The organism is Burkholderia sp. Tr-20390 (assembly GCF_017104595.1).
GTDB lineage: Bacteria > Pseudomonadota > Gammaproteobacteria > Burkholderiales > Burkholderiaceae > Burkholderia.
Genome location: NZ_JAAGPC010000046.1, coordinates 13261 through 28658, shown reverse-complemented (window position 1 = coordinate 28658; position 15398 = coordinate 13261). Strand labels below are relative to the sequence as shown.

The 15398-nt window shown below is 54.9% G+C and carries 11 protein-coding genes; all 11 read right to left on the bottom strand.

Going from position 1 to position 15398, the window contains the following annotated elements:
• Positions 1-544 precede the first annotated feature (544 nt).
• The 11 genes from G3N98_RS15230 to G3N98_RS15180 all read right to left on the bottom strand — a co-directional run bounded on the left by G3N98_RS15230 (position 545) and on the right by G3N98_RS15180 (position 15390).
• Complete coding sequence (locus tag G3N98_RS15230; RefSeq protein ID WP_206148593.1) at positions 545-1501, bottom strand: phytanoyl-CoA dioxygenase family protein; 957 nt, start codon at positions 1499-1501, stop codon at positions 545-547.
• Positions 1502-1633: 132 nt separating this feature from the next.
• Positions 1634-3934, bottom strand: coding sequence for a glycosyltransferase family 2 protein (locus G3N98_RS15225; RefSeq protein ID WP_241025930.1), 2301 nt, complete (start codon positions 3932-3934; stop codon positions 1634-1636).
• Between the two features lie 294 nt (positions 3935-4228).
• Complete coding sequence (locus G3N98_RS15220; protein ID WP_206148591.1) at positions 4229-6499, bottom strand: glycosyltransferase family 2 protein; 2271 nt, start codon at positions 6497-6499, stop codon at positions 4229-4231.
• Positions 6500-6517: 18 nt separating this feature from the next.
• Positions 6518-7060: a dTDP-4-dehydrorhamnose 3,5-epimerase gene (rfbC, locus tag G3N98_RS15215; protein WP_206148590.1), complete on the bottom strand. Its 543-nt coding sequence runs from the start codon at positions 7058-7060 to the stop codon at positions 6518-6520.
• Complete coding sequence (rfbA, locus tag G3N98_RS15210) at positions 7057-7941, bottom strand: glucose-1-phosphate thymidylyltransferase RfbA (protein ID WP_206148589.1); 885 nt, start codon at positions 7939-7941, stop codon at positions 7057-7059. The genes rfbC and rfbA overlap by 4 nt, the downstream gene beginning before the upstream one ends.
• An 18-nt stretch (positions 7942-7959) precedes the next feature.
• Positions 7960-8850, bottom strand: a complete 891-nt coding sequence (rfbD, locus tag G3N98_RS15205; protein WP_241025925.1) for a dTDP-4-dehydrorhamnose reductase — start codon at positions 8848-8850, stop codon at positions 7960-7962.
• Between the two features lie 2 nt (positions 8851-8852).
• Entirely contained in the window at positions 8853-9911 is a 1059-nt protein-coding gene (gene rfbB, locus G3N98_RS15200; RefSeq protein WP_206148587.1) for a dTDP-glucose 4,6-dehydratase, read from the bottom strand.
• A 388-nt stretch (positions 9912-10299) separates the two neighbouring features.
• A complete protein-coding gene (locus G3N98_RS15195) occupies positions 10300-11199 on the bottom strand; it encodes a glycosyltransferase family 2 protein (protein WP_241025924.1) in 900 nt (299 codons plus the stop codon).
• A 39-nt stretch (positions 11200-11238) separates the two neighbouring features.
• Positions 11239-12309, bottom strand: a complete 1071-nt coding sequence (locus G3N98_RS15190) for an NAD-dependent epimerase/dehydratase family protein (RefSeq protein WP_206148586.1) — start codon at positions 12307-12309, stop codon at positions 11239-11241.
• Between the two features lie 404 nt (positions 12310-12713).
• Positions 12714-14636 (bottom strand): glycosyltransferase family 2 protein, encoded by a 1923-nt coding sequence (locus G3N98_RS15185; protein WP_206148585.1) that lies wholly within the window; start codon positions 14634-14636, stop codon positions 12714-12716.
• 100 nt (positions 14637-14736) lie between these two features.
• Positions 14737-15390: an ABC transporter ATP-binding protein gene (locus G3N98_RS15180; protein WP_206148584.1), complete on the bottom strand. Its 654-nt coding sequence runs from the start codon at positions 15388-15390 to the stop codon at positions 14737-14739.
• Positions 15391-15398: the final 8 nt, after the last annotated feature.

Here is a 15398-nt window from a genome sequence, read left to right as displayed (position 1 = left end):
GGGCGATGCTCGCCGATCAAGCGTGCGAGGACATGGATGGAACTATGGGTAGACCTGCCCCAGGCCGGAGAGAGGCGGGCGAGACGGCGGTGGGGCTATATCAGATGTGCTTGCTTGCGCTCGACCTACACAGCAACGCAAGAGCGAGAGCCACGGTGTTCCCCGATGCGTGGATGTCGGCACACGAGCCGAAAAATGTGCAAAGCAAGCTCCTCAGCGTGAACGAAAGTATTTCGGTTGGTAAGTACGCGCGGACAATGCATCGGTAGGAGCGAGACATACCTGAGGACCACCTGTTCGCTCGCCCGACCGTGCGCTGCCGAGAAAGGCAACGCTGCAATCGGGCGCCAGCAATAGATCACCCCCGTCTGAAATCCAACATCCCCCCGTGCTGGGAATCTCAACAGCACAACGTACAGCACCTCATCAACGCAACGCATTCTCCCCCTTGTGCGAGTACCTTCAGGAATGCGCGCCGTCGAGAAAATTGGTGGCTTTCGCGGATTATGAGTAAGTTTCCAACTACGCGATCAGACGAATGGGTTCAAGACGAGCGGATCCATTTGCGCAATCTACCCGTCAAGGTTTGCGACTTGCGTGCACCCGAAGCCGGAGCGACGACCTCTTCACCCAGATAAGAATTTTGTTTTCGCGTGCCATCGACGATGCTAACCAGATCGCGAAGTTGCAGCCGCCCCAGATATTCATCGGAAAACGCAGGCGTATAGTAAACGCAATCATCAAAGAAATAGTGCGTCACCTGCGACCAACGAGATAACGCAGGATTGATTTGCGGGCTCCCGCCATGGAGCAGATTGGCACACCATATCAACGCTTGCCCTTTCCTCGCCTTGAAAGTCCTGATTTCGGCATCCTTGGCTTCCACCATCGCATCCCAGAATTCCTGATAAGGCAATTGCGCCGATTCGCTGGACGTCGCAAACCCACGTCGACCGGCCATTGCGTTATCGATCATCGGCCAATTGTGCGATCCAGGAACCAGATGAAGTGGCCCTGCTTCCGGCGAGATATCTTCCAGAGCGACCCATACCCCACACATGAAACGCGGTGGAATCGATGAGAAATGGACTGCATCGGTATGCAATTTTTGTTGCGTGCCGACCCTGAAATTGAGCGTCTGAAATGGAAACGCAGTTCGGCCATACAAGCGCTCAAGCAAATCCAGCACATTGCGGTTAGTAGCGATCGCCTTGACATCAGGGTCGTTGATCCACGCGTCCTGAATACGCCCCGCGCCATAATACACGCCATCGTCGCCGGAACCCGTGTCGGCGAACAGCGGCGCCAAATGATCCCGGATGCGTGTAATTCGTGAATCGAGTTCGGGATCCGGAAAATCGATCACCACGTAGCCGTCACGGTTTAGCGCGACTGCGATCTCATACTCCGCAGGCGTCAACTTTGCATGTGCGACTTCAATATCAAAAATTGGCGATTCAATCAGTGGAGTACCCGGCAACAGGCGCTTTTTTTCATCCATGATCATTCCTTCCATTCCTCTATTCGACCACCCCGATACAATTCGGAGAGGTCACAGAGCAGTGCAACCCAAAATAACTGCATCATCCACGAAGCCGCCTCCAAACAGAAAGCGCGATAGAGTTAAAACGATTCATACCGTCCGTTCACGCCATGGAACATACATCCTCGGAAAATCGGCAATAGCAAAATCCTCTCTATCGAGCGTTAAATTCTGATTGTAATACGGATCATTCAATTGGTCGGTATTCCACCGGGTAAGCATGAACCTCTTCTCTTTATTGAATCTGGCACGCTTCTCGGCAGACATCTGATCGTCCCCCCTACTGTAGGATTCGAAGTGATGCAGGACTGCGTATGGTGTCCACACGACCCTGTAACCCGCCTCTCGTACGCGGAGGCACAAATCCACGTCATTAAATGCAACCGGAAGATTTTCTTCATCAAAACCACCGACCGCGCGAAATACTTCCCGACGCATGACCAGGCATGCTCCCGTGACCGCCGAAAAATTTTGTACAAGAGCGGCTCTTCCTGCATATCCCGGGTGCGTCGATGGATATAGTCGATGCGCATGGCTCGCGAAGCCGCCGATCCCCATCACTACGCCTGCATGCTGGACGAACCCGTCGGCGTACAGAAGCTTTGCCCCCACAGCGCCAATATCCGGGCGTAACGCGTGCGAAACCATCTCCCTCAGCCAATCTGGCTCGATTGCCTCCACATCGTCGTTGAGAAAGCACAGCACATCACCAGACGCATTTTTTTCTGCGAAATTATTGATCGACGAATAATTAAACGGAAAATCATACCTCAATACGGTGACATTATCTTTCAGCGACAACGATTTCAGAAAATCGACCGTATCTCGATCCTTGCTTTGATTGTCTACGACAACGATTTCCAGGTTCTCATAGACAGTTCCATCGAATATGCTGAGGATGCATTTTTTCAGAAGTGGACCACCATCTCGGGTCGGTATGATGATAGAGACCTTGGGGGTGGGAGTGGTTATAGGATACCGCACCCGAAAAGTTCCAGTCAGTTCGCCCCGCGAAATACTCACCCCAGGCCGATCTTTGAAAAATTCAGAAAGCGCTCGTTCCTTGGCGTTACACGCATTATTTTCCTCATCCGGGTCGGTCGAGCCGCACTCCCCGAGTCGACGGAAATGATAGAGCACACGCGGAATATGGCGAATCTGAAATGGCATGCTTCTTTTCACACACCTTAGTGTCAAATCACGATCGTGCCCACCCTCATACTCAACCCGGAATCCACCTACCTCACGCACGAGTGATGTCCTATAGACAACCGAACGAGATATCATGTCGCACGAAAAGAACAAATCCGGGTTCCATGAACTCTTGAAAAACGCGTTACCTCGAATTCCGGACTCATCCATTTCATCGCTATCGGAATAAATTATATTAAGATCGTCAATCTCATTGACCTGCAGGGCAATGAGATATAACGAATGAGGCGAAAGAACATCATTCTGGCCAAGAGTCGCAGCAAATTCTCCAGTCGCCAGTTCCAGAGCGCCCTTCGCCTTAGCCGACACATATCCCCCCGAATTCAGAAAGGCAACTTTTATCCGACTATCTCTTTCCGAAACAGATCTCAAATATGAAGCGACTTCTAATGCAACTGTGCTATCTACAGCAATGCACAGCTCCCAGTTCTCATAAATCTGCGCCAATACCGACTGGACGGTCAACTCCAGATATCGCACGGATGTCTCGCGCACCGGAACCAGAATGGAAATCAATGGTCGCCGCACAAACGAATTCATATGTCGCCGAATCGATTCAATATCTGACGGATGCAGTGTATCGAATTTTTCCACGTATGAGCTGTAATCCAGCGGAGCTGAATGAAAACGCAGTTTTGCGCAATCGGCATACGCCCCATTCAGATCAGTCAACAGGCGCCCCCAGGTTATATTGTATTTTTTCGCGCGATCGGTATTCTTGAATTTTATAATGTCTCCAACGGTCCACTCGGCCATTCTGGCAACTCTTTCCACACACGATATCTCTGTTATCCGCAGAGATTCCAGCCTAACCGCCCCCTCACTCCGCATTGGCGACAGACGCAAACGGCGTGTATTGTGTGGAATTTTGATGATCTGCTTGATATTTCCCGAGCGGGCCGCAGGAATGACAAAGGATTCAGCATCTGAAAACCCCGATCCGGTATCGACGTAAAGCCGAGCCACTAGGTTCGCACCACGTCGAATCAGCCTGGACTCAACATAGACCCAGCCGAGCGGAATGGACTTACCCTCGTCCTCCGGCTCAAGGTCAAAAACAGGATCGTCTCCAATCGACGTCCAGTCGGCTGACGCCTCCCCCTGCAAAACCAAATCCCTGATCGGAATGACCTTGAATCGAATGGTTCGACGAACTATCGACAGGAAAAAATCTTTCATATGGATCAAAAATGGATGACTCCGGATCGATGGCATGACAAGCCAACACAAGAAACCGGCCCAACCTACAGAGGAGTTTTTTTACGAGGGCGCAAGACGACCCGCTCAAACAGGCTGCGGGTAAAAACTCGGGGGCCGTCGCCCCGAACAGCGGAGCCAAGGTACACTTGGAGGCGCCACTCGCTAGCGTACACGCCCTGTCATGCAATCGTTCCCTGTCCGCGCTTGCACGAGCCGCCGACGATCAGTTGAATCAGTTCACAGTCGCTTGCCAGTGATCTGCACTCGATGCCCTCAGGATGTCGACGCTCCGGGCGCATGAAGCGCGAGACGCCTGAGAGACGCTACACGCGGTGGCCACGCGAGTTGACAATCGAATCGATCGAGGGACAGGTTCGGGTTATAAGCCGGATCATTTGCGATCAGGTCATGCCAGTGGTCACGCATGTACTCGATCTCTCGAGTGGCACGAGCCATCTTCTCCTCGGTATCGTCGCGGCCGCGCGTGGCTGATTCGTGGTGATACAACACGACGTGTGGCGTCCAGACCACGGTATAGCCCGCTTGCCGGACGCGAAGGCAGAAGTCAACGTCGTTGAACGCGACGGCGAGATCACGTTCATTCAACCCACCCAACTGCCGATACAGGGATCGCCTGACGACGAGGCATGCACCGGTTACGGCAGACAAGGACTGTGTGGTTACCGCGCGCGCCAAGTAGCCCGGCTCGTTGCGTCCCAGCCCGCGATGCAGGTGATCGGCACAGCCGCTGAGCCCGACGATGACGCCTGCATGCTGAACGGTTCCGTTCGAAAACAGCAATTTGACACCGACAACGCCGACTTCCGGACGCAACGCATGCCCCATCACTTCGTCGAGCCAGTCACCGTCGATGATTTCCACGTCGTTGTTGACGAGTGCGACGAACTCTCCCCGCGCCAATTCGACCGCGCGGTTGTTGAGCGCGGAGTAATTGAACGGACGATCGTCCCGAAGGATGCATACACCGTGATCGATCGCAAGCCGCTCCATGTAGCCGAGCGTTTCCGGATCGTCGGACCCATTGTCGACAATGATGATTTCGAAGGCACGATAGCGCGTCTTTTTGATAATCGAGTCGACGCAACGACTGAGCAACGCAAACCCGTTGCGCGTAGGAATGACGAGCGAGACTAGCGGGGCCCGTTCCGGCAACGGATACCGTATGTGACGTCCATGCTCAGTGGTCGAGACCATCGCTCGAATACCCGCCCGCGACAGGTGACGCACGACCGCCATCCGACCTGCTTCACGCGCATCGGGTCGCTCATCCGGGTCTTGAATAGCTTCGGTTTGGGCTCGTACGTGATAGAGCACGCGCGGAATATGCCGGATCCTGTCGCGACTGGTATGCGTGAGACAGCGAAGCGTCATATCGTAGCGTGACGCAGCCCCATGGCGATGGTCCCGTCCACCGGATGAGGCGAAAACTTCCGACCGGTAAGCACCGAGACCGGTAAACAGATCCGACGAGAGCATCAGATCCTCGTTCCAATCGCTCTTGAAGCGCGGGCTGTGGCGAACGCCATCGATGTCGATACTGTCTTCGTCCGCGTAAATCAGGTCGACATCGGGGTGCCGGGCAATCGCATCGGCCACGACGTAAAGGCCATGTCGAGGAAGCACATCATGCTGTCCGACGAACATGACCCAACGACCGCTTTCGGCAAGCGCTTGATCGAGCGCCGAATGCGCTTCGGCTGGAGAGTGGTCCATAATGACGCGGATACGCGTATCGGCACTCAAGTCTTGGGGAATCAGTGCCGTGCGATCGGAGTCAGAACGCCGATCTACGATCAGAAGTTGCCAGTGCGGGTAAATCTGCGCGGCGATCGAGCGGATTGCCGTTTCCCAGTGAGGCGACGCTGCACCCGACACCTCCATGCCGATCGCGAACAGCGGGCCGCCAGCGAAGTAGCGCAAGTTGTCCAACATCACGCGGTACGTATCGGGGCTCGGCGCATCGAAGCGACGAACCCAGTCCGGGTATCCGATCAGGGGTTCCGACTCGTCGAACAGACAGCAGTAATCGCGCCATGCTTGCGCCAGGTCAACGCGACTGTGGCCGACTTCAGCCAAGTCGCAATTGTCGTCGCTGGGTTTGTACCTGGGGTGCAGCGCACCGAGCTTGGTCATGATGCGCGAGTACGCAAATCGCGTCGTGACCCTGACAAGACGGAACGCGTCGATTCGATCGACCGACTGATCATCGCAATCTATCTCGATTTCGATCTTTCCGCGCGTCGGGAGATGAACAAGCCGCTTGCTCACTTGCCGTGCGCTGAGGCCCATCATGAGCGTGGCATGCGATGCCTCATCTCGAAGCCGCAACCGCAACCGAGCGCGCAGCTGCGCCGCATGACCGCTCACGCAAAGCTCGATCATGTACCAACCCGGCAGCAACTGGACGTCGATCAAATACACCCGTGATCCGGGTCGATCTGCCGACAGGTTCGAGGCGGCATCGGGCAGCGTCAACAGGAAGGGCATCCCCCATGTCAGCCGCAGGGCGTTGAAGTCAAACATGGACTTGCAGGAAGCAGCTCAAAAGTACTCGGCATCCTTGAAAGCCGGCGCCGCTCCATCCTTGCCGGACACCAACGCTTCACCAGAAATGGGCCATTCGATCGCGAGCGTCGGATCGTCCCAGCGGATCGCTCGTTCTGCGTCCGGATACCAGTAATCGGTAGTCTTATACAAAAACTCCGCCGCTTCGGACATGACAACAAAGCCGTGCGCAAAACCTTCCGGAATCCAAAGCTGGCGCTTGTTCTCCGCAGTCAGTACCACACCGACCCACTGCCCGAACGTCGGCGACGCGCGACGAATGTCAACCGCGACATCGAACACTTCCCCGGCGACTACGCGAACCAGCTTTCCCTGTGCGTGATCGATTTGGTAGTGCAGGCCGCGAACGACGTTCTTCGCGGATTTCGAGTGATTGTCCTGCACGAACTCGACAGAATGCCCAACCGCTTCTTCGAACACGCGATGGTTGAAACTCTCGAAGAAGAACCCACGCGTGTCACCGAATACTTTCGGTTCGAAAATCTTTACGTCGGGAATGGTAGTGGCTATTACGTTCACCGAGCTTTTCCTTCTTTCAGAATGTTCTGCAGGTACCGGCCGTAGCCGTTTTTACTGAGTGGTTGCGCCAGACGTTCGAGCTGTTCGTCGTCGATATAACCGAAGCGATATGCAATCTCTTCAACGCACGCGATCTTCAATCCTTGCCGATGTTCCATCGTGGCGATGAAGTGCGAGGCCTCGAGCATCGATTCGTGCGTGCCCGTATCCAGCCAAGCAAACCCGCGCCCCATGGTCTGTACGTTGAGTGAGCCATCCTTCAGGTACAGCGCGTTGAGATCTGTGATCTCCAGCTCTCCGCGCAACGACGGTTTCAGCGATTTCGCAAAATCCACTACCTGCTCGTCATAGAAATAGAGCCCGGTCACCGCGTAGTGCGATTTCGGAACCTTGGGCTTCTCTTCAATACTAATTGCTTTACCGGTCGAGTCAAACTCGACAACGCCATAACGCTCCGGATCCTGGACGTGATACGCGAAAACCTGTGCACCCGCGGCACTATCAGCCGCCCCGTTCAACAAACCACCGAGATCATGGCCGTAGAAGATGTTATCGCCAAGAATGAGCGCCGAAGGGTCGCCATCGATGAAGGACTCGCCCAGAAGGAACGCCTGTGCAAGCCCGTCCGGGCTGGGCTGCACCTTGTACTGGAGACTGATCCCCCACTGCGATCCGTCGCCCAGCAATTGCTCGAAGCGTGGCGTGTCGTGAGGCGTCGAAATGATCAGAATGTCCTGAATCCCCGCCAGCATCAGCGTGCTCAACGGATAGTAGATCATCGGTTTGTCGTAAATCGGTAGCAGTTGCTTGCTGACTACTTGCGTCGCCGGATAAAGACGGGTACCCGACCCGCCTGCGAGGATGATGCCTTTTCGCTTCATACTTGTTCTTCTTCCGTATCAGTCATGCAATTGATCGAAGACGCAATCAACACCGGTTCGCCAATCGGGGAGCGTTATTCCGAACGTCGACGTCAATTTGCTGCAATCGAGGCGGGAATTCATGGGTCGCTTTGCCGGAAGCGGGTACTCATGCGTCGCGATTGGCGCGATATCGACCGAGCGCAACTTGAGGGCAATGCCTCGCGCTTCCGCAAGCGCGACGACGTAACGCGCATACTCAAACCAGTTCGTTTCCCCGGATGCTGCGAGATGGTATGTGCCGAACGCAAAGTGTTCGCGATCGGCAAAATAACGTGCCACGAGATGTGCCGTCACATCGGCGATCAAAGCGGCCGACGTGGGTGCACCCGTCTGATCGGCCACAATGCGCAGCTGATCCCGTTCCCGGGCGAGGCGCAGAATCGTCTTTAGAAAATTGCCGCCATGCGCGCCCACGACCCAGCTCGTTCGAAGAATCAGGTGCTTCGCAAAGGCCTGCCGAACCGCGTTTTCGCCATCACACTTGGTTGCCCCGTAAGCCGATTGCGGATTGACCGGTGAGTCTTCGCAGTATGGCGTCTCACCAGTACCTTCGAATACATAATCGGTCGAGTAGTGGACGAGCGGCAAACCCCGTCCCGCCGCCCATTTGGCCATCAAGCCGGGCGCTGCCGCATTGACGGCCCGGGCCAGTTCCGGCTCGCTCTCGGCCTTGTCCACTGCCGTGTAAGCGGCAGGATTAACGATCAGGTCCGGTTGATGACGATCCAGCGCCGCAACAATGTTCGCAGGATCACCCAGGTCCATATCGTTGCGGGTCAACGCGATGACTTCCCCCAAGGGCGCAAGCGCGCGTCGCAATTCGAAGCCAACCTGCCCGTTCGAGCCCGTAATCAAGATGCGCGGCATCATCACTCTCCGTAGTGCCGTTCGATCCACGTACGGTACTGGCCGCTCGTGACGTTCTTCACCCAGGCCTCATTCGCCAGATACCACTCGACCGTCTTGCGGATACCGGTATCAAAGGTTTCAGCGGGCTTCCAGCCCAGTTCGCGCTCGAGCTTGCGAGCGTCGATTGCATAACGACGGTCATGCCCCGGTCGATCCTGTACGAAGCTGATCTGCTCCACATACGACTTGCCGTCGCCACGCGGTTGCAATTCATCGAGAATCGCGCAAATCGTATGCACGACTTCGATGTTCGGCTTTTCGTTCCAGCCACCAACGTTATAGGTCTCGCCAAGCGTGCCATTTGCCAGGACGGTCCGGATCGCCGAGCAGTGATCCTGGACATAGAGCCAATCACGAATCTGCCGACCATCGCCATAGATCGGCAACGGCTTGCGGGCCAGCGCGTTCAGGATGATCAGGGGAATCAGTTTCTCGGGAAAATGATACGGACCATAATTGTTCGAGCAATTGGTGGTCACCACCGGCAACCCGTACGTATGGTGCCAGGCGCGCACAAGATGATCCGACGCAGCCTTGCTCGCTGAATATGGACTGTTCGGTTCGTATGCGTTGGTTTCGGCGAACGGTGGATCATTCGCATCAAGTGTGCCGAACACTTCGTCGGTGGAAACATGCAGGAAGCGAAATGCGCGGCGCTCTTCTTCCGCGAGATCGGACCAGTAGGCGCGCACCGATTCGAGAAGATTGAACGTACCAACGACGTTCGTCTGAATGAATTCGCCGGGACCATGAATGGATCGGTCGACGTGCGACTCTGCCGCGAAATTGACGACCGCACGCGGCCGGTGTTCCGAGAGCAACTTCGAAACAAGCTCACGATCACCGATGTCACCTCGCACAAAATGGTGTCGCGGGTCGCCGTCCAGCGACTTCAGCGTGTCCAAATTCCCCGCATAAGTCAGTTTGTCGAGGTTGACGACAGGTTCATCGGAGCCGGCAAGCCAGTCGAGAACAAAGTTTCCACCGATGAAGCCAGCTCCACCTGTAATAAGCAACATTTGCAACTACCTTTATAAGGTTAAGACTATCGGCAGCCCGAACTAAGCGCGTGCAGAATTTTGCGCAAGTGAATCAGGGGAATACATCGTACGAAGCCATCGGACCACGTCGCTGGCCGCTCGCCCCGCCCTCGACAGTACAGGGCATGCTGCAGCGAAACTTCTCGGGAAACTGCGCCTTGTGTCAAGGTGATCGCAAATTACGCGAACGACGCGATTCCAAACACCAGACCGCTTCTTGCGCGGACATCTTGACTGGTTCAATCATCGATCGACGAATCATTATTCCGGAGCAATACTGCTTGTCGCCCAACCTACACAGGACAGACCAACCGACACTTCGAACTGACTGTGCCGATGCTCAGTCCCGGTCGAATATTGAACGCGATCAGATAACAAATCGGTGGCGAGCGTAGTCATCCCCGTAAAACTCGGAAACACGATGCTCGTGATCGAGTGCCTGCGGCAACTTGCCGTCCTGCCGCAATTCGCGAAAACGTGCTGCCGCCTTAGAAAATACATCATCAGACGAAAGATGGTCGCACATCTGGAGAATTTCCTCCACTCGTTGCGGACGAGAATATTTGTGCGCCATTAGCAAAGCCGCTTCGATCGAATAATAGCGCTCGGCATTCGACGGATTCCAGGATCCGTCTTTCTTGAGACGCTTGTCGTGGAAAACAACCGCAGCTGGCTGAAAGACTACCTTGCGATCCGCCAGACGAACACGCCACGAAAAATCGACATCGTCGCAATACAGGAAAAACACCTTCGAGTCGAACCCCGAAACCCTGACAAAAAGGTCCACCGGAATCAGCGCACAAGCCGTGGTTGCCCACGACGTGCCCCCTGTCTTCGAGTCGTAGTCCTTCGGATGCTCGATCGGCAGCTGGCGAGCTTCGGACATTCCGCAGTCAGGATCGTCGAAAGACTCGAGCAAATGGATCAGATAGCTAGGCTCGCCGATCACATCGGGGTTCTGGATCAGAAGGTATCCATCCTTGACGCCTGCCGCCAGTCTGTTATGCCCCTCCGCTGACCCGAGATTAGCGTTGAAATACGTGTAGTGAAAGACACCACACGTAAGCATGGCCCTCATCTGCCGAACGTCTTCCGGGGACAGGCAAGCCTGCCCCGGGGAACAATCACCGTACGCAACGTCAACGACGACATCACGCTTGCCGCGGAGAATGTGCGCTGCCCTATTAATCGCCTCAAGAGCACGCTTGATATCCGCAGGTTCGTTATTGAAAAGAATGCTTTGGACTTGAATTTTGATCGGGGTCATCGGATTACCTGATGTTTGTGCTGTCAACGATTGATAGCGTTAAGCTTGCGTTCCGTCGAAAAGCCACTCTCCGACACGCGCGGCCCCCTCCTCGAACGAGACCTTCGGCACCACACCAAGATCTGCCTTGAGCGCACTGACGTCAGCAACAGCCCAACGAACATCTCCTTCGCGGAACTGACCTGTGACACGCGGGCTCGGAGCACCGTGAAGCGCCGCAACAACGGCCGCGGCCTGCGCTACAGTCGTTGCCTCGCCACTCCCCACGTCGTAAGTTCCGCAGCCTGCACTCTGGTCAAGAAGCGCGGCAAGGCAAGCATCGACGACATCACTGATCCACACAAAATCGCGGCCAATTTCGCCGTCCTCGTAAACAGGAATAACTTCCTTGCGTCGAGCGATTCGGTGAAAAATATTGATGATGCCCGTATATGGATTTGACGGCGACTGACCGATGCCATAGACGTTCTGAAAGCGCAGAATATGATACGGAATCTCATTCGCCGCACACCACGCCTTAAGCAGATGCTCCTGGACCAGCTTCGTCGCACCGTAAATGCTAGTGGGATTAGGCAGCACGGTGGAAGCATTGTGCAGCATCGCAACAGCCGGCTTGCCGTCTGCTCCGCAGAAATCCCAGTTGCCCGACGATAGCTGGCCCCGGCTGCGGATACCCGGATAGAAAAGATTGCCATCTTCCGCCTGCCATGCCCCTTCGCCATAGATAGCGCGGCTAGATGACAGCAAAATGCGCCGCGGGCGGCACTGCACACGGCGAAGCGAATCCAGCAATTCAGTCGTGCCCACACCGTTGACACTCGCGTGACGGCTGGAGTGCGTCATCGACTGCGCAGTTCCCGTCTCCGCAGCAAAGTGAACGACATAATCGGGCTGCAAATCAGCCAGCACGCAATCAAGAAGTTCCCCGTTGCGCACATCACCGCGCACTAGCTTTGCCGTCGCCGGATAGCGCTTCAGGAGCACGCCGTCTTCGTGTACTTGGGGAAGCAGGTTATCCACCGAGACAACCTGCGCATTATGCCGCCCCACCAATTCCTGTGCGAGCGCCGCGCCGATAAACCCAGCACCACCCGTAATCAATACTTTCATGTATTCCTGCTCCTTCAATGACACGCGAGCACGGATGTCGCGCTGCCCGTACATTTAATTGCGCCGATTAATACTTTCGCTGGAGTTATTCCTGCGCAACTCGAGCATAATTGTTCAAAAAAATCCGAGTCAGCTGTGCAAGACCTGGATCCCACACATTTCTCTCAGCTTTCGTTACGAGCGGATATCGAAGCGCGCATTTCCGCTTGTCAAATAAAATTAGATTGCGCCCTCGTTTTTCTCGCGTAAAGTCCACGACTTCCCGCGCAGCCGGTGCGATTTCCACACAATAACGATCACCGACAAGAGTCATAGCAGGCGTGTTTTCAGACATAAATCTACAGAGCCCCTAGATAATCGGTTGATGGCATATCGCAACAAAAAATTAGCGAGAACACCCTACCTCAAACGTGCTCCTGATGACGCCGCCCTTCTCGCTTGCCGAACAGCAAGAAGTGAAAAACGGGCTCGATCTTCTGATCACGTACGTCTGCATTTTCTACGTAATAACTACGCGCATTGAATTGCGCCGACGGACTACGTAACTCCCTACTACCGAACTGAATAAAATGCACGAGCGGATCCACCTTTTGCTCGGCAACATCAAGATAGGTCGAGAGATACCAGTTTGCGTCGAAAATACCGGATGTCTCGATGATCTTGCGACGCTGACTGGCACGCATCTGCGCCATCGCACGCGAGCCCGAGAGTATCTTTTTCCAGAACGGCACCCGCGGTGGCGGCAAAAGATCTTGCTGCGGCGGCGAATACAGCACCTCAGGTGAACTATCCCCCGACATGACCACAATTTCATGCTGGACGTCATCGGAGATGGCCGCGATCTTCTGCTTGATCTCTTCGACATCGTTCGAATTCGTAGCCAACTGAAGATCGATCAAATCGTGGTGCATCTTGTTCGCCCAGCGCAGATACTCGTCCATCTTTTCCGAGATCTCGCGGAATTTGCGCGTGCTGCCGGCTTCCATAAGATTGATATCAGCGTCAATCTTGTCCTGGATACGTGTATGGTTATCAACCCATTCCGACTTGGAATGCAAGGTTCGGGAACTCTCCGCTTCGCTCCACCACCGATATATACAGGTGATCTCCTCGGAACTACCGACGCCGACTCGCGAAGCGCAACGCATGATGAAGTCCCAGTCCTCAGTCGTCGTGAGCGTTTCGTCGAAGCGCAAGCCGTAGTTTGCAAACACGTTGCGCGGGAAGGCAATTGAAACCGGAGGCGTCTGGCTCACCTCCAGATGTTCAAAATAATCGAATTGCGATGCATAATCCCGGTGCATTGCACTGATCGCACGGGCTGCTCGCTTACCTTCAACATAAGCCCAAGTGAACTCCTGCCGCACGGCAGTCGCCCTCAGCAGCGCACCCGGCATTTCACGCGCGATCGCTCGGAACGTTTCCAACCAGTTCGCGAACACGATGTCATCGTCGTCCAGAATGATGACATATTTGCCTCGCGCCATCCCGAACCCTGCATTAAGCGGCGTAGTCCGGGTGCCGCCGATCACTTCTTCGAATCGGATACGTTCGCGCATCGATGCCGACTGGCTATCAATCAATGCACGAATCTCGCTGACCGCCTCAGGTGTCGCGTTGTGCGCGACGACAAGATGCTCGAAATCATCGACAGTCTGTGCGGAAAGACACAGGAACACCTCGCTCAAGGTCTCCATGCGCGAGCCTTGGGTGCGCGTAAGGACCGTGAACAATGGTTCACGCGGCGTGGTGCGGCCCATATCCGACGCGCGAGCGCCCAACGTCAGAACAGCAACCCGCCCCTCGTCGCTAGGCGAGAGACTTTCAAGAACCTTGCCGAGCGATGTTGCAGGACGCAACCGCTTCAGCCCGATCGCGCCGAGTTCTGCTCCGTCGCACTGCGAGGCGATACGGACTTCACCGGAGAAGCCAAACGCCTGCATTCGGATGGCGCATTCGGCGACAAACTGCGAGAGGCTGGCCTGTGACATAGCATCCTGTCCTGCCGGCACCAAAACAACGACGCTACCGCTTTCGCCGGCGCCGATCCGCTGCATCAAGGCTCGCAGTTCCCCCCAAGCCTCAAAATCGGCACCGACAACCGCCACCAGATTAGACGAAATGCGCCGATCGGATTCGGAACTCCCGTCGAGCGCCAGATCCTGTATTTTCTGAAACGAGCGTCCTTGCCCATTTCGCAAAAATGCGGTGAAACCATGCGCCTGTTGCCGCGCTTCCCCCATCAAAGCGTGCGAAACCAGAATCGTACCGACTTCCTGGCGAAGCACGTCAGCTTTCTCTATGATGAAATCACAAAGCGTGTACATTATTTTTCACATTAGTTAAGTTTACTAAACGCCCACACACCATCTTATTTGTAATATTTATTGGGCCTCGGAAATTGAAGGCAGGCATTTCATTTACAGATCAAAGGGATTCATAAATACGAATCGCATCTTCGACTGTATCGCAAACAGTGAGCACGCCTCCCTCCAGGACTGCGGCATGGCTGCAGTGATTACGAATCAGTTCCGTTTGGTGCGCAACAATGATCATGGCGCGGTCACCCCTTTTCTCGAACAACTCGACATTGCATTTCTGATAAAAACGATGATCACCAACAGCCATTCCTTCGTCAATCAAAAAGCAATCAAATTCGATCGACATAGAAATGGCGAATGCCAGGCGCGACGTCATACCAGACGAATATGATTTGACCGGTTCATCGAGATACGGCCCAAGTTCCGCAAAATCTTCGACGAGCCTGAGAGCCTTGCGATAGTCGATGTTGTATACGCGAGAAACCAGACGGACGTTGTCTTTGCCGGTCAGACTGCCTTGAAAGGTGCCGCCAAATGCCAGGGGCCACGACACCGACATGGTCTTGATGACCTCGCCGGAATGTGGACGGTCTGCGCCACTGATAATGCGAATCAGTGTCGATTTCCCCGCACCGTTGCGCCCAAGGATACCCCATCGCTCCCCCGACCGAACGCGGAGGTTGATACTCTTGAGTATCTCCCGGTGCGATCGACCGTGATGAATCGGATAGCGTTTGCATACATTCCGCAGCTCAATCACATTCGACC

Coding starts and splice junctions, on each gene's coding strand:
- G3N98_RS15230 (WP_206148593.1), bottom strand. CDS start 1,501: ATGGATGAAAAAAAGCGCCTGTTGCCGGGTACTCCACTGATTGAATCG.
- G3N98_RS15225 (WP_241025930.1), bottom strand. CDS start 3,934: ATGAAAGATTTTTTCCTGTCGATAGTTCGTCGAACCATTCGATTCAAG.
- G3N98_RS15220 (WP_206148591.1), bottom strand. CDS start 6,499: ATGTTTGACTTCAACGCCCTGCGGCTGACATGGGGGATGCCCTTCCTG.
- rfbA (WP_206148589.1), bottom strand. CDS start 7,941: ATGAAGCGAAAAGGCATCATCCTCGCAGGCGGGTCGGGTACCCGTCTT.
- rfbD (WP_241025925.1), bottom strand. CDS start 8,850: ATGCCGCGCATCTTGATTACGGGCTCGAACGGGCAGGTTGGCTTCGAA.
- rfbB (WP_206148587.1), bottom strand. CDS start 9,911: ATGTTGCTTATTACAGGTGGAGCTGGCTTCATCGGTGGAAACTTTGTT.
- G3N98_RS15195 (WP_241025924.1), bottom strand. CDS start 11,199: ATGACCCCGATCAAAATTCAAGTCCAAAGCATTCTTTTCAATAACGAA.
- G3N98_RS15190 (WP_206148586.1), bottom strand. CDS start 12,309: ATGAAAGTATTGATTACGGGTGGTGCTGGGTTTATCGGCGCGGCGCTC.
- G3N98_RS15185 (WP_206148585.1), bottom strand. CDS start 14,636: ATGTACACGCTTTGTGATTTCATCATAGAGAAAGCTGACGTGCTTCGC.